We start from the raw sequence: 18,660 nt of genomic DNA, 5'->3' as shown, positions 1-18,660 counted from the left end.
GCGAACCGGCGCTTCCCGGCCGGGGGTCGGTCAGGACGACTCCAGCGCGGGGACGCCTCCGCGCAGTTCGCGCGTGCTCGTGGCGACCCAGGCCACCGCGAGCAGGCACAGCAGCCCGCCCGTCACCAGGGCCGTCGCACCGGAGGTCGCCCCCGCCACCAGCCCCGCCCGCATGTTGCCGAGGTGCGGGCCGGCCTGTCCGACGATCTGCTCGGCGGCGGTGACCCGGCCGAGCAGGGCATCGGGCGTACGGGTCTGCACGATCGTGGTGCGTGAGAGCACCGAGAGTGCGTCGGCCGCCCCGGCCAGGACCAGCAGGCCGAGCCCCGCCCAGGGGCTGCTCGTCATGCCGAACGCGGCCAGCGCGGCTCCCCAGACGCCCGCGCCGCACAGCATCACCAGGCCCGGACGGTTCAGGTGGGTCACCGTCCCGGACAGCGCCGACGCCGTCACCCCGCCGATCGCTATCGCCGACATGAACAGACCCAGCGTGCGCGGGTCACCGCCGAACCGCTCCTCGTTGATCAGCGGGAAGAGGCTGGCCGGCATGGACAGCACCGTGGCGGCCAGGTCGGTGACCAGCGCGCCCCGCACCACCCGGTGGCCCGCCAGGAAGCGCAGCCCGTCCAGCACGCCGTGCAGACCGGCCCGCGACGGCTCACCCTCGGGCGGCAGCGCGGGCAGCCCGAACGCACCGTAGAAGGCGATGAGGAAGCTGAGCGCGTCCAGCAGATAGCAGACGCCCAGGCCGAACCAGCCGAGCATCAGCCCCCCGAGCGCGGGGCCGATCAGCATCATCGACTGGGCGGTGACCTGGTAGAGGGCCAGTCCGGAAGCCACCTGCTCCTTGGGCAGCACCCGGGGCACGAACACGCCGGCCGCCGGACCGCCCACCGCCGCGCAGGCGGACTGGGCGGCCACCAGGGCCAGCACACCGGCCACCGGCACGTGTCCGGTGAACCCCTGCACCGCCAGCAGCAGCGAGCACACCGCCTGCCCGACCGTCGCGGCCAGATAGATCCGGCGCCGGTCGCCCCGGTCCACCCAGGCCCCGGCGAACAGGCCGAAGCACACGAGCGGCAGGGCCTGCGCGAGGCCCACCGCACCGCTCCAGGCCGCGCTGTGGGTCATCTCCCAGACCTGGTACATGACGGTGACCATGGTCATGAAGCTGCCGAGCACGGACACGGTCCGTCCGATCAGCAGCCGTCGGAAGACGAGCGAGGTACGCAGCGGACGCACGTCGAGGAACGTGCGGGACACGCTCACGAGGGCATGACAGGGCGGCGGAGGTCAGGCTGAGGCACGGCGGGGACGTTATCCTCCCGCCCACGGCCCGGGCCAGTCGATTTCCCCGCCGCCCGGCCCGCACCCCGGCGGAGGCCGTCAGGCCGAGTCGTTCAGCAGGCGCGCCAGGTGCTCGCGGCCGGGAGCGAGGAGCCCGGGCAGCGGCGCCGCGTCGGCGTACCACCGCTTCTCGTACTCCCAGCACAGCCACCCGTCCCAGCCGTTCCGGGAGAGCACCTCGACGACGTCGGTCAACGGCAGCACCCCGGCCCCCAGCGCCAGCGGCGACGTGTCCTGCGTCGAGGCGATGTCCTTCACCTGGACGTACCCGAGGTGCGGCGACAGCGCGGCGAAGGTGTCCACCGGCTGCTCACCGCCCAGCCACGTGTGCATCACGTCCCACAGCGCGCCCACCTGCCGGTGCCCCACCAGCCCCAGCACCCGCATGGCGTCCGCGCCGGTGCGGTGCGAGTCGTGGGTCTCCAGCAGGATCCGCACGCCCCGGTCGGTCGCGTACTCGGCGGCCGTGCCCAGCCGCCGGGCAGCCGTCGCGTCCGCCTCCTCGGCGCTCTGCTCGTCGCCTCCGCCGGGGAAGACCCGGACGAACGGGGCGCCGATGTCGCGGGCGAGGTCGAGCAGCGCCCGCACCTCGGTGAGCACCGGTTCGTCGTCGCCGGGGGCGGCGAGCCGGGCGTATCCGGCCACCCCCAGGATGTCGACCCCGGCCGCCTTGAACTCGGCGGCCACGTCGGCCCGCTGCTCGGCGGTGAGGCCCGTGTGCACGGGCTCCTCGGGGTGGGCGCGCAGCTCGACACCGTGGTAGCCGTGCGCGGTCGCCAGGGCCGTCACCTCGGGGAGGGGGAGGCCGGGGACGCCGAGAGTGGAGAACGCCAGTTTCATGGATACGGGACTACCCGCGACCGGTGCGGGCGATTCCTCCCTCACTCCGGTGCCGCAACGGCGGCGGCGCCCCCTGCGAGCCGTCGCCTCGGGATCAGCCGGTGTGCGACGCGGCCGCCCACCACAGGCAGCCCACCGGTCAACGTTGCCTGTGGGGGCCGGCAAGGTGGCAGTTGAGCCAAGACGTCGGAGGTCTACCGCACGGTCCTGGCATAACCACCTGCGCTCATGCCGAACTCCCGCCGGAAGTGCCGGTTGAGCTGGCTCTGGTCACAGTAACCAAGCTCGGCGGCGGTCTCTGCCACGGATCGTCCCGCTGCCAGCATGGACTTGGCGCGTGCCAGGCGCAGCAGGGTCCGGTAATGGTGCGGTGGAACCCCGTAAGCCTGCCGGAAACTCCTGATCAAGTGGCGTTTGCTGCAACCGGCGACTGCCGCGAGGTCGTCGAGCTTGATGTTGGAGTCCAGTTGGCTGTGGAGCATCTCCCGTACTTGACGAAGCGCGAAAGGCCGAAGTGCCGGACTCGCTGTGCCGGGAGCATCCGCATGCCTGGCGAGCAGGATGTTCAGCAGGAGGATCAGCGAGGACTCGAGGTCCAAGCCGTCCTCGCCGTCCGCCAAACCCCTGTGCAGCGCAGCGATGCCGTTGAAGAGGCCGCGGTCTGCATAGGTCACCTCGTGGAAGCGCGGCCGGCCTGTGCCGACCGGCAGGAGCGCGGCATCAATGAACATCAGTTGCACGAGGGCCCGGCCGTCAGCGGCGGCTTTGTCCTGAGCGAGGCAGCTCACGACCTCATGGGGCTCGATCACCGTCACCGCGCCAGGCACAGGGGGGTCCTGGGTTCGCCCGAGGTACTGAAAAGGGGGTGCGGAGCCGCCGTGCGTGATCTTGATGGTGTACCCGCTGTTCACGACGGTCGGGAAGTCGCCGTCGGCAACGCGCACAGCCAGGCTCTCGACTCCGCACCGTGCTCTTCTGCGATGCCCATCGCTCGCGGACTCAGCCATGTCATTTTCGCCCTAGTTCGGCTTGTTCGATTGATCTTACTGTTCCGGGCAGGACAAGGGCATCCGTCGGGCCAGGGAGGCACGACAGTCGAAGGTCGAGTCGGTCGCCCTCCCTCCGCCGTCAGACCGCGGGACCAACACCTGCCGAGATCTGTGCACCACCGCGGAGATCACTGTCCATACCGACCCGGGTGCCGGGCGGCCGTCCTCCACCCCTGGGGCTCGCGGCCACGACCGCCGTTTCCCTGCCTACCGCCACTTACGACAGGCGCTATGTCGACACCGATCTCGAAAGGGCTCCGATGAGCAAGCCGTACAGCGACGCCGCCGACATCCCGGTCAACGCGTCGCAACCCGTCCTCACCTACCACCCTGTCACCCTCGACGTCCCCGGCCGGCCCGTGCCGCTGGAGGTCAAGGTGTCGATCCCCGCGAACGGCACCGACCTGCCGCTCATCCTCCTGTCCCACGGGCACGGGATGGCCAACTTCCTGTCTTCCTACAACGGCTACGGGCCGCTGGCGAACTTCTTCGCCGCCCACGGGTTCGCGGTCATCCAGCCGACCCACCTGGACTCGACGGCCCTCGGTCTGCGCGACACCGATCTGAGGGACGCGCCCCTGTTCTGGCGTGACCGCGCCACCGACATGCACACCATCCTCGACCGCCTCGACGACATCGAGGCCGCCGTCCCCGGTCTTGCCGAACGGCGGATCGACAGGGACCGTGTCGGCGCCGTAGGACACTCCCTGGGCGGCAACACCGTCTCTCTCCTCCTCGGAGCCCGGATGCTGGACCCGGAGGACGACCGGCCGAAGGACCTCTCCGACTCTCGTGTCAAGGCGGGGGTGCTCATCGGAGCTCCGGGCATCGGCAACGACGAGCACTTCGCCGAGTGGGCCAGGACGAACTACCCGGTGCTGTACTACACCGACTTCGAGCACATGACAGGCACCGGCCTGATCATCGTGGGCGATCAGGACCTCAACCCCAACTTCTCCAATCGGCTCAGCTACCGTGCTGACGCCTACTCGGCCAGCCCCGGCGGCAACAAGACCATGGTGACCATGTACGGCGCCGGTCACATCTTCGGTGGCATATCCGGATACGACGCGGCAGAAACCGGCGACGAGAATCCCGAGCGCGTGGCGACTCTGCGGGCTCTCGTGTGGGCCTACCTGCGCAGCCGGCTCTACTCGGGCGACCCGTCCTGGAAGAACGCGGTGAACGCCCTGGAGAACGGTGAAGACCCGATGGCCATGGTCGAAACGAGGTAGTTCCCCGAGGTGGGCGGCGGCGCGACGGCCGCCGCCCATCGCACCTCATCGCACCGAGCTATTCCACCCCAGCGCAGATCGCACAGGAGCAACCGCCATGTGGACCACGTTCGCCGCGACTGTCGGCGGAAGCGCCGCCGGCCTCACCGGCCTCACCTTCATCGTCGTCGCCTTCCGCTTCGACGTCGTCGCCACCTCCCAGGAATACCGCAACCGCGCCGCGCAAACCGTCTCCCTGTTCCTGACCACCACAGTCACCGCGTCGCTGGTCACCCTGCCGCAGCCGACCTGGGCGCTCGGGGTCGAACTGTTGGTCGCCGCGGCAGCAAGCGCAAGTCTGCTCTCGGTGCTCGACCACGCGGCCCGCCGTGGCACGTCCCAGCATGCGCGGCCCATCCTCGTCGTCGCGCTCGTCGTGTTCGCGGCAGGTATCGCCGCCGCCGGACTGTTCGCCACCGCCGGTTCCACCGCCGGACTGGGCTTCTACGCCGCGAGTTCGCTGCTCGGCCTCACGTGGGGCGTCTACGGGACGTGGGTCTTCCTCACCCAGGCGGGCACAGATCAGAGCAACGCGGTAGCAAACGGTCATGACCAGCCCGGCGCCGTGCCGGCCGGCTGACCGGCCCCACACGGTGAGGCGGTGCGGGACCGTGACGGTGAGTGCTCGCCAGTGATCATTGAGCATGCATGGTGCGAACACGACTGTGGGAAAGGTGCTTTCGAGGTTGTCGGCGTCGGTCATCGAGGACGACGCGGCCCTCTTCGGTGGCCTGGTGCCGGTCGTGGCCGGAGCGGGAGACCCCCAGCCTTCAGCGGCCTGGCGTTCTCGGCCCACAGCCGGGCCGGCTCATCGACCTGACTCTCCGGGCCACTCCCGCCCGGCCCGTCCATCTGAGCCTGCAGCCTCATATGGCTGGCTGCGCTGTCTCCGAACCTCATTCCGAAACGCTCAGTCAGGGGCGCGCCCCGCTTCAGGCACGTGGGCCCGTCGTCGAGCCGCGGACCATCAACTCCCCCCGTACGGAGGCGATCCCCCCGGGCGGGGCGTCCTCGCGGCCCATGGCGATCCGGCCGGCCCGGGCGCCCGCCTCCGCCAGCGGCAGGCGGACCGTCGTCAGTGACGGCACCACGTCGATGCTGAACGGCAGGTCGTCGAAGCCGGCCACCGACACGTCGTCCGGGATCCGCAGCCCCGACTCCCGCAGCGCCGCGCAGGCGCCCAGCGCGACGGAGTCGTTCGCCGCGACCACCGCGGTCAACGACGGGTCACGCCGCAGGAGTTCCACGGTCGCCTCGTACCCCGACCGCCGGTCGTACCGCCCGTGCACCGTCCAGCGGGGGTCCTCCTCGACGCCGTGCGCGGCCAGTGCGGCCCGGTGGCCCTCCAGACGGTGCCGGGTCGTGGTGCGCTCCTCGGGGCCCGCGATGTACCCCAGCCGCCGGTGCCCGAGCCCGATCAGGTGCTCGGTGAGCTCCTGCCCGCCGCCCCGGTTGTCGAAGGCCAGCGCGATCGCCCCGGTCTCCGGTGCCGGCGGACGCCCGCACAGCACCACCCGCGTCCCGGCATCCGCCAGCTTCCGCAGCTTCGCGTCCATCGCCGCCTTGTGCCGCGCGTCCTCGATCGCCCCGCCGGTCAGCACCACGGCAGCCGCCCGCTGCCGCTGGAGGAGCGTGAGATAGGTCAGTTCACGCTCGGGCGAGCCCCCCGTGTTGCACACCACGGCGAGTCTCTCCCCGCCCGCGCGCCCGCCGGGACCGCCGATCTCCGACTGGATCGCGCTCGCCATGATCCCGAAGAACGGGTCGGCGATGTCGTTGACCAGGATGCCGACCAGGTCGGAGGTGGCGGCGGCGAGGGAACTGGCGGGGCCGTTGAGGACGTAGTCCAGTTCGTCCACGGCCTTCAGCACCCGCTCCCGCGTGGACGCGGCCACGGGATAGTTCCCGTTGAGCACGCGCGACACCGTCGCGGGTGAGACCTGCGCGCGTGCCGCCACGTCCGCCAGGGTCACCGTCATGTCTCGTCCTCCGCCTCGCCGCCGTGCCGTCCGCCCGTGCCGTACGCCGTCGCAACCACCACGCCCGCACCGGTGGTTCCGAGCAGACCCTACGGCCATCCGCCCGGTTGTTCGCCCCCTCGAACAAGTCGGGGCCTGCGATGGTCTTGTCCGCACCGCGGTCCAGAGGCTAGCTTCTGTCTACATAGAAAGCGCTTGCTGTCATGTCCACCAGTCCCGCCGCCCCGCGAGGGGCAGGTGAGGCGGGTGCGGCGTACGCGGCGCGCGGACCGCGTACGAAGGGAACGACGTGACACGCAAGACGGTGCGTATCGCCATGAACGGTGTGACCGGGCGCATGGGTTACCGGCAGCACCTCGTCCGCTCCATCCTGGCCCTGCGCGAGCAGGGCGGACTCGACCTCGGCGACGGCACCGTGCTGTGGCCGGAGCCGGTCCTCGTCGGCCGCCGCGAGCACGCGCTGAGGGCGCTGGCCGAGCGCCACGGCCTCGAACACCTCTCCACCGACCTGGACGCGGTCCTCGCCGACGACAGCGTCGACATCTACTTCGACGCCCAGGTGACCTCCGCCCGCGAGGAGGCGATCCGCAAGGCGATCGCCGCCGGCAAGCACGTCTACACCGAGAAGCCCACCGCCACCGGCCTCGACGGCGCCCTGGAACTGGCCCGGCTCGCCGCGGAGAAGGGCATCAAGCACGGAGTCGTCCAGGACAAGCTGTTCCTCCCGGGCCTGCTCAAGCTGAAGCGCCTGATCGACGGCGGCTTCTTCGGCCGCGTCCTGTCGGTGCGCGGCGAGTTCGGCTACTGGGTCTTCGAGGGCGACTGGCAGGAGGCGCAGCGCCCGTCCTGGAACTACCGCGCGGAGGACGGCGGCGGCATCGTCGTCGACATGTTCCCGCACTGGGAGTACGTGCTGCACGAGCTGTTCGGCCGGGTCCGGTCCGTGCAGGCGCTCACCGCCACCCACGTTCCGCAGCGCTGGGACGAGAACGGCAAGCCCTACGACGCCACCGCCGACGACGCCGCGTACGGCGTCTTCGAGCTCGACGGCGGCGCGATCGCCCAGATCAACTCCTCCTGGGCGGTGCGCGTCCACCGCGACGAACTGGTCGAGTTCCAGGTCGACGGCACCGAGGGCTCCGCCGTCGCGGGCCTGCGCACCTGCCGCGTCCAGCACCGCTCCGCCACCCCCAAGCCGGTGTGGAACCCGGACATCCCCGCCACCGAGGTCTTCCGCGACCAGTGGCAGGAGGTGCCGGACAACGGCGAGTTCGACAACGGCTTCAAGGCCCAGTGGGAGCTGTTCCTCAAGCACGTGTACGCCGACGCCCCCTACCACTGGGACCTGCTGGCCGGCGCCCGCGGCGTCCAGCTCGCCGAACTGGGCCTGAGGTCCTCAGCCGAGGGCCGCCGTCTCGACGTACCGGAGATCGCCCTGTGACCCTGCACCTGCCCGACGCGCACGGCGCCCTGCGCGTCTACGAACCCCGCACCGAGCCCCTCGCCCTCGCCCCCGGCGCCCCCCTCACCTCCCGCACGGTCTTCTCCGCCGCGCACGTCGTCGCCGACCCGTACGCCGACGTCACCCCCGACTCGCCCGCCGCCGTCGACTGGGACGCCACTCTCGCCTTCCGCCGTCACCTGTGGGCGCACGGTCTGGGCGTCGCCGAGGCGATGGACACCGCGCAGCGCGGCATGGGCCTGGACTGGGCGGGCGCGGCCGAGCTGATCCGCCGCTCCGCCGCCGAGGCGAAGGCGGCCGGCGGCCGTATCGCCTGCGGCGTCGGCACCGACCAGCTGACCGGCGGTCCGGCGACCCTCGCCGAGGTCCGCGCGGCCTACGAGGAACAGCTCGCGGTCGTCGAGGAGTCGGGCGCGCAGGCCGTCCTCATGGCCTCCCGCGCCCTCGCCGCCACGGCCCGCGGCCCCGAGGACCACCTGGAGGTCTACGGCCACCTCCTCCGCCAGGCCGCGGAGCCCGTCATCCTGCACTGGCTCGGCCCCATGTTCGACCCGGCGCTGGAGGGCTACTGGGGCTCGGCCGACCTCGACGCCGCCACCGACACCTTCCTCGACGTCATCGCCGCCCACCCCGACAAGGTCGACGGCATCAAGGTCTCCCTGCTGGACGCGCGGCGTGAGATCGACATCCGCCGCCGCCTGCCGAAGGGCGTGCGCTGCTACACCGGCGACGACTTCCACTACCCCGAACTGATCGCGGGCGACGAACAGGGCTTCAGCCACGCCCTGCTCGGCATCTTCGACCCGCTCGGCCCGCTGGCCGCGGAGGCCGTCCGGGTCCTCGACACCGGCGACAGGGACGGCTTCCGCGCCCTCCTCGACCCCACCGTCGAGCTGTCCCGCCACCTGTTCCGGGCGCCCACCCGCTTCTACAAGACCGGCGTGGTGTTCCTGGCCTGGCTGGCCGGCCACCAGTCCCACTTCACGATGGTCGGCGGCCTGCAGTCCGCCCGCTCCCTGCCCCACCTCGCCCGCGCCTACGAACTCGCCGACCGCCTCGGCCTGTTCCCTGACCCCAAGCTGGCCGAGGACCGGATGAGGACCCTGCTGCACCTGTACGGAGTGACCCCGTGAGCGACCTGACCCGCTTCAGCGTCAACCAGATGACCGTCAAGCAGCTCACGCTGCCCGAACTGGTCGCCGCGTGCCGCGACATGGGCGTCCCGGCCGTCGGCCTGTGGCGCGCACCGGTCCAGGAGTACGGCGTGGAGGCGGCCGCCAAGCTCGTACGGGACGCGGGTCTGGCGGTGACGACGCTGTGCCGTGGCGGCTTCCTCACCGCGATCGACGCGGACGAGCGGGCGGCGGCCCTCGCCGACAACCGCCGCGCCGTCGACGAGGCGGCCACGCTCGGCACGGACACCCTGGTCCTGGTCTCGGGCGGGCTCCCGCCCGGCTCGAAGGACCTGCACGGCGCCCGGGAGCGCATCGCGGACGCGCTGACGGAACTGGCCCCCTACGCCGAGGACCACGGGGTGAGACTGGCGATCGAGCCGCTGCACCCGATGTTCGCGTCCGACCGCTGCGTGGTCTCGACGCTCACCCAGGCCCTGGACCTCGCCGAACGCTTCCCGGCCCACCAGGTCGGCGTCACGGTCGACACGTACCACGTCTGGTGGGACGACACGGCTCCCGAGGCGATCGCCCGCGCGGGCGCGCAGCACCGCATCCACACCTTCCAGCTCGCCGACTGGATCACCCCGCTCCCGGAGGGCGTCCTCAACGGCCGCGGCCAGATCGGCGACGGGGCGATCGACATGCGCGCGTGGCAGCGCCACGTGGAGGCGGCCGGCTACTCGGGCTCCATCGAGGTGGAGCTCTTCAACGAGGAGCTGTGGGCGAGGGACGGCCGCGAACTCCTCGCGGAGACGGCTCGGCGGTGGGCGGAGAACGTGGAGGTGTGACCGGGTCGAAGGCCGTCACCGGGGCGCCTTCCTGCCGTTCGTAAAAAACTTCCGTCGGCCGTACAACCCTCTCCCCGGCCCGCCTGTCTACGTAGCGTCAGGACTTCCGGGTGGGGACCCGGGGGGACTTCAGGGAGGTCCTGGCGGGGGAGGGAAGCGAGGGGCCCGGTCGACGGACCGGGCCCCTCGAAGTTCGTGCGGGCGCGTCCCGGAGGGCGGACGCGTCCCCGGAGGGCGGGCAGGTCAGAAGAAGACCCCGCACCGCAGCAGCACGTTCGCGTACGGACTCGCCTCGCCCGTGCGGACCACCAGCCGTGCGCCGGACGTCAGTTCCTTCAGCCGCTCGTGCGTGACGTAGGCCAGGTCCGGGAAGTGGCCGGCCAGCAGCGACGCCGCCGCCGGGTTCGCGTCCCGTACCTCCTGCGCCGCCGTCGCCCCCTCGACGGCCAGCTCCGCGAGCAGTCCTTCCAGCACCTCCGCGAACGACGGCACCCCGGCCCGGAAGGCCAGGTCCACCACGCGCGGCCCGGCCGGTATCGGCATGCCCGCGTCGCACACCAGCACCCCGTCGGTGTGACCGAGTTCGGCGAGGGCGCCGGAGAGGTGCCGGTTCAGGATCCCGTGCTTCTTCACAGCGCCGCGACCTCCGCCGCCGTCGGGAACGACACCTGCGCCCCCTCCTTCGTGACCGCCGCCGCGCCCACCCGGGCCGCGTAGGCGGCGGCCTCGGCGAGCGGCTCGCCCGTGCCCAGCCGCCAGGCCAGCGCGGCGGTGAACGCGTCCCCGGCACCGGTGGTGTCCACGGCCTCCACCTTCACCGACGGAACCCGCGTGACGCCCTCCGCGGACGCCACCAGTGCGCCCTCGCCGCCCAGCGTCACCACGACCGAACGCGGGCCCTTCGCCAGCAACAGCCGCGCCCAGTCCTCGGGTTCCTCGCTCACCCCGGCGCTGTCGCCCAGGATCACCTTCGCCTCGTGCTCGTTGACGATCAACGGGTCGCAGGCCGCCAGCACCTCCGCAGGCAGCGGCTGCGGCGGCGAGGGGTTGAGGACGAAACGGCTGTCCGGCGCCAGGCTCCGCACCACCTCCGCCACCGACTCCAACGGGATCTCCAGCTGCGTCGACACCACCCGCGAGGCATGGAAGAGGCTCGCGGCGGCCCGCACGTCCGACGGGGCCAGCCGGCCGTTCGCGCCCGGCGAGACGACGATGCTGTTGTCGCCCGAAGGGTCCACCGTGATCAGCGCGACACCGGTCGGCGCCCCGCCCACCAGCACGCCCACCGTGTCCACCCCGGCCGCGCGCAGCGAGTCCAGCAGCAGCCTGCCGTGCCCGTCGTCGCCGACCCGCGCCAGCAGGGCCGTGCGCGCGCCGAGCCGGGCGGCCGCGACCGCCTGGTTCGCGCCCTTGCCGCCCGGGTGCACGGCCAGGTCGGAGCCGAGCACCGTCTCCCCGGCGCCCGGCCGGCGCTCCACCCCGATCACCAGGTCGGCGTTGGCCGAGCCGACGACCAGGAGGTCGTAGTCGTACATGAATCGCTCCCCGATCCGCTGCGGAGGGCGGGCGGCCGTGGTGGCCGCCCGCCCCTGTGCCCGTGGCCGGTGTCAGCCTTCGAAGCCGGCCACGTTGTCCTTCGTGACCACCTTCACCGGCACCTTCACCATCTTCTCCACCTTCTGGTCCTCGGCGGCCCGCAACGCGTTCCGTACGGCGATCCGGCCGAGTTCGCTCGGCTGCTGGGCGACGGAGGCGTACAGCGTGCCCGCCTCGACCGCCTTCAGCCCGTCCGGCGTGCCGTCGAACCCGACGACCTGCACCGACTTCCCGGCCTTGGAGCCGAGCGCCTTGCTCGCGCCGAGCGCCATCTCGTCGTTCTCGGCGAAGACGCCGTTGATGTCGGGGTGCGCCTGGAGCAGGTTCGTCATCACGTCCAGGCCCTTGGTGCGGTCGAAGTCCGCGGGCTGCTTGGCGACGACCTTGATGCCCGGGTAGTCCTTCAGACCCGCGGCGAAGCCCGCCCCGCGCTCACGGCTCGCGGAGGTGCCGGCCTGGCCCTGGAGGATGACGATGGTGCCCTTGCCGCCGAGCTTCTCGGCGAGCGCCTTGGCGCCGAGCGCGCCGCCCTCGACGTTGTCGGAGGCGACCAGCGCGGAGGTCTCGGCCTTGTTCACGCCGCGGTCCACGGCGACCACCGGGATGTCCGCCTTGTTCGCGCCGCGCACCGAGGGACCGGCCGCGTCGGAGTCCACCGGGTTGACGACGACGGCGTCCAGCGAGCCGCTGGTGAAGTTCTGCAGCTGGTTGGCCTGCTGGGAGGCGTCGTTCTGCGCGTCGGTGACGGTGAGGTCGACACCCAGCTTCTTCGCCTCCTCCTCGGCACCGTCCCGGATCTGCACGAAGAACGGGTTGTTGAGCGTCGACAGGGACAGGCCGATCTTCGGCTTGGCGGCCTGGGAGGAGCCGCCGTGCAGCAGCGAGGTGGCGCCGACGACCGCGACGGCGACGACGGCCGCGATCACGTACGTCAGTGCCTGCCTGCCCCGGTTCCCGCCGCCGGACGCGCCGGCCGCCGGGGTGGTCGCGCCCGCCTTGCGGCGCAGCGTGTCGAACAGCACCGCCAGCGCGATGACCACACCGATGACGACCTGCTGCCAGAACGCGGACACCGACAGCAGGTTGAGGCCGTTGCGCAGCACCGCGAGGATCAGCGCGCCGATCAGGGTGCCGGACGCCTTGCCGGTGCCGCCCGCGAGGGAGGCGCCGCCGATGACGACGGCGGCGATCGCGTCCAGCTCGTAGCCCTGCGCGGCCTGCGGCTGCGCGGAGGCCAGCCGGGAGGCGAGCACGATGCCCGCGGCGGCGGCGAACAGCCCGGAGAAGGCGTAGATGGCGAGCTTCTGCTTCTTCACCCGCAGGCCGGACAGGCGCGCGGCCTCCTCGTTGCCGCCGATGGCGTACATGGACCGGCCGATGTACGTGCGGCCCAGGACGAACGCGGTCAGCAGGCCCATGACGACCATGACGAGCACCGGCACCGGCAGCCAGCCGCCGAGCGTGTCACCGAGGTGGGAGACGGAGTCGGGGAAGGCGATGGGCGAGCCCTGCGAGATCACCAGGGACAGACCGCGCGCCACCGACAGCATCGCCAAGGTCGCGATGAACGGCGGCAGTTTGCCGTACGAGACGAGGAAGCCGTTGACCAGGCCGCAGGCGATGCCGGTCGCCACGGCGAGGACGACCGCGAGGACCACCGGGATCCCGGCCTGGGTCGCGCTCCACGCCAGCACGGTCGCGGACAGCGCGGCGACCGAGCCGACCGACAGGTCGATGCCCGCCGAGACGATCACGAAGGTGACACCGAAGGCGAGGATCGCGGTCACGGCGGCCTGCACGCCGACGTTGAGCAGGTTGTCGGCGGTCAGGAAGTCCCCGGACAGCGCCGACATGGCGATCACGAGGACGATCAGCGCGGTCAGCGCGCCGTTGTCGAGGAGCAGCCGGCGCAGGCCGCCGGTGGCGCCGCCCTGCGCGCCCGGCTTGCTCTTGAGCGTGTCAGTGGCCACCGGGGGCCTCCGTTCCGTTGCTGGGGGAAGTGGTGCTGACGGCGAGGGCCATCACGGCGTCCTGGGTGGCCTCTCCGGCGTCGAGTTCGCCGGCGAGCCGGCCCTGCGCCATGACCAGGACCCGGTCGCTCATGCCGAGCACCTCGGGCAGGTCGCTGGAGATCATGAGCACCGCGGCTCCGGCCGCCGTCAGCTCGTTGATCAGCTGGTAGATCTCGACCTTCGCGCCGACGTCGATGCCGCGCGTCGGCTCGTCGAGGATGAGCACCTTGGTGTGCGCCAGCAGCCACTTGCCGATGACGACCTTCTGCTGGTTGCCGCCGGACAGGGTGCGCACGTGCTGGCCGAGACCGGCCATCCGCACCCCGAGCTGCCCGGCGATGCGGGCCGCGGCCTCGCGCTGCCCCTTGAGGTCGACGAGCCCCGCCCGGGAGGAGGAGCGGAGGGTGACCAGGCCGAGGTTCTCCTCGACGGAGGCGTCCAGCACCAGCCCCTGCCCCTTGCGGTCCTCGGGCACGAGCCCGACCCCGGCCTCCATGGCGGCGTTCACGTCGTGGCCGCGCAGCCGCACCCCGCCGACGTGCACGGTCCCGGCGTCGTACGGGTCGGCCCCGAACACCGCCCGCGCCACCTCCGTTCGCCCGGCACCGACCAGCCCCGCGATGCCGACGACCTCACCGGCCCGCACCTCGAAGCTGACGTCGTGGAACACGCCGTTACGCGTCAGTCCCTCGACCTTGAGCAGGGCGTCCCCGGCATCGGCGCGCTCGCGCGGGTACTGCTGGTCGATGGACCGCCCCACCATGAGCCGTACGAGCTCGTCCTCCGGCGTGGAGGCGGGCACCTGGCCGACGCTGCGGCCGTCCCGGATGACCGTGACCCGGTCTCCCAGGGCGGCGATCTCCTCCAGGTGGTGGGTGATGAAGACGATCCCGACGCCGTCCTCGCGCAGCCGCCGCACGATCGAGAACAGCTTCTCGACCTCCTCGGAGGTCAGCACGGCGGTCGGCTCGTCCATGATGAGCACGCGCGCGTCCAGGCTGAGGGCCTTGGCGATCTCGACCATCTGGAGCCGGGCGATGCCCAGTTCCCGCACCCGCGCCCGGGGGGAGACGTCGACCCCGACGCGCTTCAGCAGCACCTCGGCGTCCGCGTCCATCCGCTTCCGGTCGATCATCCCGAGGCGGCGCGGCTGCCGCCCGAGGAAGATGTTCTCCGCGACCGTCAGGTCGGGGACCAGGTTGAACTCCTGGTAGATGGTGGCGATCCCGAGCTTCTCTGAGTCCTGCGCACCGTTGATGCGCACCTCCTCGCCGCCGACCGTGATCCGGCCGGCGTCGGGCGTGTAGGCGCCGGAGAGCATCTTGATCAGCGTGCTCTTGCCGGCGCCGTTCTCGCCGAGGAGCACGTGCACCTCGCCCCGGCGCAGGTCGAAGTCGACGCCGTCGAGCGCGACCACGCCGGGGAAGGTCTTGCGGATGCCCTCGATGCGCAGCAACTCGTCAGGACTGCGGCTGCTCACGGCGTACTCCTTCGTACGGGGGAGAGGGGATTCCCGGTCCCGGGCCCGCCCTCGCCGCAGGAGCGGCGCACGACGAGCCGGGCGGGGAGGGTGACGGAGGCGCCGGGTCTGCCCTCGATCCGGTCGACCAGGGCGCGCACGGCGGCCCGCCCCAGCTCACGGGTCGGCTGGGCGACGGCGGTGACCGGCGGGTCCGTGTGCACGAACCAGGGGATGTCGTCGAACGCGGCGAGCCCGATGTCGTCCGGCACCCGCAGCCCACGGGCGCGGATCGCGTCCAGCGCGCCGAGCGCCATCAGGTTGTCGGCGGCGAAGACGACCTCGGGCGGTTCGGCCAGGTCGAGGAAGCCCTCGGTGACCCGGCGCCCGCTGCCGGCCTGGAAGTCGCCCTGACCGATGTAGGGGTCGGGAAGCTCCAGCCCGTGGGCCGCGAGGGCCTCACGGAAGGCGTCCACACGTTCCCGGCCGGTCGTGGTGGCGGCGGGCCCGGCGATGATCGCGAGCCTGCGGTGCCCGAGCGCGTGCAGATGCGCGACGAGAGCGCGTACGGCGGCGCGCCCGTCGGACCGGACCACGGGCACGTCGACGCCCGGGATCCACCGGTCGACGAACACCATCGGCGTCCCGGCCCGCGCCGCCCCGAGCATGCCCGGCGACCCGCCGTCGGTGGGGGAGACCAGCAGCCCGTCGATACGGCGGTCCAGCAGCGTGGTGACGTGGTGGTCCTGGAGATCGGGCCGCTCGTCGGCATTGCCGATGATCACGCTGTACCCGAGCGAGCGGGCCTCCTCCTCGACGGAGCGGGCCAGCTCGGTGAAGTAGGGGTTCATCACGTCGCTGATGACCAGCCCGAGGGTGCGGGTCTGGTCGGTGCGCAGGGACCGGGCGACGGCGTTCGGCCGGTACCCGAGCCGCTCGACGGCGTCGGTCACCCGACGGCGCGCGTCCTCGCTGACCGAGGGATGCCCGTTGAGCACCCGTGACACCGTGGCCACGGACAGCCCCGCCTCGGCGGCGACGTCCTTGATACCCGCCATGCCCGACCCACCTCCTCGTGGAATCGATTACACGAAGGATTGGAAACGATTACATCGGCTGGGGGCAAGAGGGTGGAGGGCGCCGCAACCGAATCGTGACCCGGGTGCCGGTCAGGCTTCGCCGGGGGCGCGGGGGACGGGCGTGTCACGCCGTGGCGTGCCGGACGCGCCCCTACGCGGCGCCCACCTCGCACCACACGAACTTCCCCCGGTTGCCGTCCCGGACCAGCGGCTGCCAGTCCCATACGTCGGCGCACGCCCGCACCAGCGCGAGCCCCCGCCCGTCCTCCCGCTCCAGCGCCGCCGCGAACGGCTCCGGAGGCTCCGGGGGAGAGGGGTCGGCGTCCCACGCCCCGATCCGCAGCGTCCCCGGCGGCGACCATCGCACGCGCAGGGCGGCGGGCCCCTTGGTGTGCCGTACGGCGTTGGCGACGAGCTCGGCCGCGAGCAGCTCGGCGACGTCGACGAGGGTGATCAGCCCGTGCACGGTGAGGATCAGCCGCAGGGTGCGGCGACTGACGGTGACGGCGCGGACGTCGTTGGGGATGTGAAGGGAGTACTCCCAGGAGTCGCTTTCGGGCATGCGGAAGTCCGTTCCGTGTGGGGGGTGTTGGGTGGCGGGGTCGGTGTCGTTGCCGCTGCCGCCGAAGCAGGGCGGAGCGGTGCGCTTCCGACCGTCCGGTGTCGCACGGTGTGCGTCGCGTCACCGAACGTAGATCTAAATCTAGGGACGCGGCAAGTGGATCGCGTAATCTGACTCCGAACGAGGTGCATCAACCCAGCAGTGGGAGAGGCCGGTCGATGGTGAAGAGACGCGATCCCACGGCACGTCAGATGAGGCTGGCCACGGAGCTGCGCAGACTCCGCGAGGCGGCCGGCCTCACCTCACGGCAGGCTGCCGCACTGCTCGGGGTGGCGCCCGCCCAGATCACGCACATCGAGTCGGCGCTCGCAGGTGTCAGTGAGCAGCGGGTGCGCCGACTGGCTTCCCACTACGCCTGTGAAGACGCGGAGTTCGTCGACGCCTTGGTGGCCATGGCCACCGACCGGACCCAGGGCTGGTGGGAGGAGTACCGGGGGCTGCTCCCGACGTCGTTCCTCGACTTGTCGGAGCTGGAGCACCACGCGCGGTTCCTGCGGCACGTGGCGATTCTCTACGTGCCGGGCCTGCTCCAGACCGAGGACTACTCGCGTGCCGTCTTCTCGGCAAGGCTTCCGGAACTGACCGGTGACGAATTGGAGTTGCGTATCCGGCACCGTAAGGAGAGGCAACGCTTCACTGCCCCGTACGAAGCTCTGATCCATGAGGCCGCCCTGCGGATCAGGGTCGCAGACCGCACCACCTCGCGGGCTCAGATGGCGCGACTGCTGGAACTGTCCGAAGCAGAGCGCATTACTCTGCGTGTCATCCCTTTCGACCTTGACGACTTCCCTCATGCCTCCAGCACGATGACATACGTGGGCGGCCCTCTGGCCAGGTTGGACACGGTGGTCCGCGACGCGTTGCACGGCACGGTGTTCATCGATTCGGCAGCGCAACTCAACACCTATCGAACCGGTTTCCGTAAGGTGGAGGCGGCGTCGCTCGACCCGCGACAGTCGCGTGACTTCATCCACAGCCTGGCTAAGGAGCTGTAGGGAAACCATGCTCAACTGGCGAAAGTCGTCCTACTCGGGCCCTGGTGACGGCAACGAGTGCGTCGAGGTCGCGACCTCTCCCACTCACATAGCCGTCCGCGACTCCAAGACCCCTTCCCGGGGCACTCTCAGCTTCCCCGCCGGGGCCTTCGCCGTTTTCGTCAGCGCACTGAAGGAGTCCGAGGACCGGCCCGCCTGAGCGGTACACCGCTGTTCAGCGGCCGGGAACGGGCCACGCCCCCAGCAAGAGGTGCTCCTCCGGGAAGCGGGCACCGTCGAGCCCGTCGTCCGTCGTCTCGCCGGTGCCGTAGAACGCCCGCTCGGGTGCGCCGTCTTCCGTGTCGAAGAGGCAGCACACCGCGTCCGCCCCGGCCGCGAGGTCGGTGAACACCTTCCTGACCGCCGTTGAGTCCGCGAACAGCCTGCTCATCCTGGACGTCGCGGCCCAGAAGCTCATGCACACGAAGCGCGGGTCCATGAGGGACGGGAAAAAGATGGTCAGGTACACGTAGCCGATCCGAACTCGCCCTTCCCTGACGGGAAGACCGGCCTCCTCCGCGTACGCGCGCACCGCGTCATCCGCCGGGAACATGATCGACGTGTCGAGCGTGACCCTGTCCTGCCCGGCGCAGTCGACCGGATCGCTCTCGAAGGAACAGGTGAACGGCAGGACGACCCGCTCACCCTCCGGCAGGGTGACCGACAGCGGCGGCACCTTCCGCTCCGGCGGCGCCAGCTTCGCCACCGCGGTCAGCGCACGCGCCACGTTCTCGGGACGCAGGTAGATGTCGTAGCCGTAGGTCAGCCCCATGCTCCCCCCTCTGGCCAGGCAGAACGGCACCTTCTCACGCCGCCCGAGCCGGACGCCCACGAATTACGACCGAGCCGGACATCGCCGGCCCGCGTCGCTCCCTCCCGCTTCGAGGTGCACGGCTGGGGCTAGAACCAGGCGGGCACGGAGTACGCGCATGGTGCTATCGTCA

18 protein-coding genes are annotated in these 18,660 nt (G+C 71.5%); 7 read left to right on the top strand and 11 right to left on the bottom strand.

What is annotated here, in order from left to right:
• Positions 1 to 30: 30 nt before the first annotated feature.
• The 3 genes from F3L20_RS27105 to F3L20_RS27095 all read right to left on the bottom strand — a co-directional run bounded on the left by F3L20_RS27105 (position 31) and on the right by F3L20_RS27095 (position 3,131).
• Positions 31 to 1,269: an MFS transporter gene (locus tag F3L20_RS27105; protein WP_150156549.1), complete on the bottom strand. Its 1,239-nt coding sequence runs from the start codon at positions 1,267 to 1,269 to the stop codon at positions 31 to 33.
• Between the two features lie 117 nt (positions 1,270 to 1,386).
• Entirely contained in the window at positions 1,387 to 2,187 is an 801-nt protein-coding gene (locus F3L20_RS27100) for a sugar phosphate isomerase/epimerase family protein (RefSeq protein ID WP_150156548.1), read from the bottom strand.
• Positions 2,188 to 2,381: 194 nt separating this feature from the next.
• On the bottom strand, positions 2,382 to 3,131 hold the full coding sequence (locus tag F3L20_RS27095; protein WP_240810770.1) for a helix-turn-helix domain-containing protein: 750 nt from the start codon (positions 3,129 to 3,131) through the stop codon (positions 2,382 to 2,384).
• 365 nt (positions 3,132 to 3,496) lie between these two features.
• Between F3L20_RS27095 and F3L20_RS27090 the strand changes: the two genes are divergently transcribed.
• Positions 3,497 to 4,471 carry an alpha/beta hydrolase family protein gene (locus F3L20_RS27090; RefSeq protein ID WP_150156547.1) on the top strand — a complete coding sequence of 325 codons (975 nt, stop codon included), beginning with the start codon at positions 3,497 to 3,499 and terminating at the stop codon, positions 4,469 to 4,471.
• 97 nt (positions 4,472 to 4,568) lie between these two features.
• A complete protein-coding gene (locus tag F3L20_RS27085) occupies positions 4,569 to 5,090 on the top strand; it encodes a hypothetical protein (protein WP_150156546.1) in 522 nt (173 codons plus the stop codon).
• Positions 5,091 to 5,442: 352 nt separating this feature from the next.
• Here F3L20_RS27085 and F3L20_RS27080 read toward each other — a convergent pair whose 3' ends face one another.
• On the bottom strand, positions 5,443 to 6,489 hold the full coding sequence (locus F3L20_RS27080; RefSeq protein WP_150156545.1) for a LacI family DNA-binding transcriptional regulator: 1,047 nt from the start codon (positions 6,487 to 6,489) through the stop codon (positions 5,443 to 5,445).
• Positions 6,490 to 6,778: 289 nt separating this feature from the next.
• Between F3L20_RS27080 and F3L20_RS27075 the strand changes: the two genes are divergently transcribed.
• The 3 genes from F3L20_RS27075 to F3L20_RS27065 are packed head-to-tail and all read left to right on the top strand — an operon-like array spanning position 6,779 to position 9,914.
• Positions 6,779 to 7,930, top strand: coding sequence for a Gfo/Idh/MocA family protein (locus F3L20_RS27075; protein WP_167534620.1), 1,152 nt, complete (start codon positions 6,779 to 6,781; stop codon positions 7,928 to 7,930).
• Positions 7,927 to 9,084 carry a dihydrodipicolinate synthase family protein gene (locus tag F3L20_RS27070; protein ID WP_150156544.1) on the top strand — a complete coding sequence of 386 codons (1,158 nt, stop codon included), beginning with the start codon at positions 7,927 to 7,929 and terminating at the stop codon, positions 9,082 to 9,084. Before F3L20_RS27075 ends, F3L20_RS27070 begins: the two co-directional genes overlap by 4 nt.
• Positions 9,081 to 9,914, top strand: coding sequence for a sugar phosphate isomerase/epimerase family protein (locus F3L20_RS27065; protein ID WP_150156543.1), 834 nt, complete (start codon positions 9,081 to 9,083; stop codon positions 9,912 to 9,914). Before F3L20_RS27070 ends, F3L20_RS27065 begins: the two co-directional genes overlap by 4 nt.
• Positions 9,915 to 10,157: 243 nt before the next feature.
• Here F3L20_RS27065 and rbsD read toward each other — a convergent pair whose 3' ends face one another.
• From rbsD to F3L20_RS27035, 6 genes are all read right to left on the bottom strand, one after another.
• Positions 10,158 to 10,547 carry a D-ribose pyranase gene (rbsD, locus tag F3L20_RS27060; RefSeq protein WP_150156542.1) on the bottom strand — a complete coding sequence of 130 codons (390 nt, stop codon included), beginning with the start codon at positions 10,545 to 10,547 and terminating at the stop codon, positions 10,158 to 10,160.
• Complete coding sequence (locus F3L20_RS27055) at positions 10,544 to 11,449, bottom strand: ribokinase (protein ID WP_150156541.1); 906 nt, start codon at positions 11,447 to 11,449, stop codon at positions 10,544 to 10,546. Before F3L20_RS27055 ends, rbsD begins: the two co-directional genes overlap by 4 nt.
• A gap of 72 nt (positions 11,450 to 11,521) precedes the next feature.
• Positions 11,522 to 13,480 carry an ABC transporter permease/substrate-binding protein gene (locus F3L20_RS27050; protein WP_150156540.1) on the bottom strand — a complete coding sequence of 653 codons (1,959 nt, stop codon included), beginning with the start codon at positions 13,478 to 13,480 and terminating at the stop codon, positions 11,522 to 11,524.
• Entirely contained in the window at positions 13,470 to 15,002 is a 1,533-nt protein-coding gene (locus F3L20_RS27045; protein WP_150156539.1) for a sugar ABC transporter ATP-binding protein, read from the bottom strand. The genes F3L20_RS27050 and F3L20_RS27045 overlap by 11 nt, the downstream gene beginning before the upstream one ends.
• Complete coding sequence (locus F3L20_RS27040) at positions 14,999 to 16,039, bottom strand: LacI family DNA-binding transcriptional regulator (protein ID WP_150156538.1); 1,041 nt, start codon at positions 16,037 to 16,039, stop codon at positions 14,999 to 15,001. The genes F3L20_RS27045 and F3L20_RS27040 overlap by 4 nt, the downstream gene beginning before the upstream one ends.
• Before the next feature lie 172 nt (positions 16,040 to 16,211).
• Complete coding sequence (locus F3L20_RS27035) at positions 16,212 to 16,622, bottom strand: ATP-binding protein (RefSeq protein WP_150156537.1); 411 nt, start codon at positions 16,620 to 16,622, stop codon at positions 16,212 to 16,214.
• Positions 16,623 to 16,840: 218 nt separating this feature from the next.
• On the opposite strand from F3L20_RS27035, the gene F3L20_RS27030 reads away from it, so the two are divergent.
• Complete coding sequence (locus tag F3L20_RS27030; RefSeq protein ID WP_150156536.1) at positions 16,841 to 17,677, top strand: helix-turn-helix domain-containing protein; 837 nt, start codon at positions 16,841 to 16,843, stop codon at positions 17,675 to 17,677.
• A 7-nt stretch (positions 17,678 to 17,684) separates the two neighbouring features.
• On the top strand, positions 17,685 to 17,876 hold the full coding sequence (locus tag F3L20_RS27025; protein ID WP_150156535.1) for a DUF397 domain-containing protein: 192 nt from the start codon (positions 17,685 to 17,687) through the stop codon (positions 17,874 to 17,876).
• Positions 17,877 to 17,891: 15 nt separating this feature from the next.
• Here the strand turns inward: F3L20_RS27025 and F3L20_RS27020 are convergent, their stop codons facing one another.
• Entirely contained in the window at positions 17,892 to 18,488 is a 597-nt protein-coding gene (locus F3L20_RS27020) for a hypothetical protein (RefSeq protein ID WP_150156534.1), read from the bottom strand.
• Positions 18,489 to 18,660: the final 172 nt, after the last annotated feature.

It is taken from the genome of Streptomyces tendae, from assembly GCF_008632955.1.
In the GTDB taxonomy this organism is placed as follows: Bacteria; Actinomycetota; Actinomycetes; order Streptomycetales; family Streptomycetaceae; genus Streptomyces.
Note: the sequence above shows the minus strand (reverse complement) of the source record. Positions and strands in the feature narration are given on the sequence as shown.

What these genes read in the sequence shown, in the direction of transcription:
- F3L20_RS27100 (WP_150156548.1), bottom strand. Translation starts at nt 2,187, where the DNA reads ATGAAACTGGCGTTCTCCACTCTCGGCGTCCCCGGCCTCCCCCTCCCC.
- F3L20_RS27090 (WP_150156547.1), top strand. Translation starts at nt 3,497, where the DNA reads ATGAGCAAGCCGTACAGCGACGCCGCCGACATCCCGGTCAACGCGTCG.
- F3L20_RS27085 (WP_150156546.1), top strand. Translation starts at nt 4,569, where the DNA reads ATGTGGACCACGTTCGCCGCGACTGTCGGCGGAAGCGCCGCCGGCCTC.
- F3L20_RS27080 (WP_150156545.1), bottom strand. Translation starts at nt 6,489, where the DNA reads ATGACGGTGACCCTGGCGGACGTGGCGGCACGCGCGCAGGTCTCACCC.
- F3L20_RS27055 (WP_150156541.1), bottom strand. Translation starts at nt 11,449, where the DNA reads ATGTACGACTACGACCTCCTGGTCGTCGGCTCGGCCAACGCCGACCTG.
- F3L20_RS27040 (WP_150156538.1), bottom strand. Translation starts at nt 16,039, where the DNA reads ATGGCGGGTATCAAGGACGTCGCCGCCGAGGCGGGGCTGTCCGTGGCC.
- F3L20_RS27035 (WP_150156537.1), bottom strand. Translation starts at nt 16,622, where the DNA reads ATGCCCGAAAGCGACTCCTGGGAGTACTCCCTTCACATCCCCAACGAC.
- F3L20_RS27030 (WP_150156536.1), top strand. Translation starts at nt 16,841, where the DNA reads ATGGTGAAGAGACGCGATCCCACGGCACGTCAGATGAGGCTGGCCACG.
- F3L20_RS27025 (WP_150156535.1), top strand. Translation starts at nt 17,685, where the DNA reads ATGCTCAACTGGCGAAAGTCGTCCTACTCGGGCCCTGGTGACGGCAAC.
- F3L20_RS27020 (WP_150156534.1), bottom strand. Translation starts at nt 18,488, where the DNA reads ATGGGGCTGACCTACGGCTACGACATCTACCTGCGTCCCGAGAACGTG.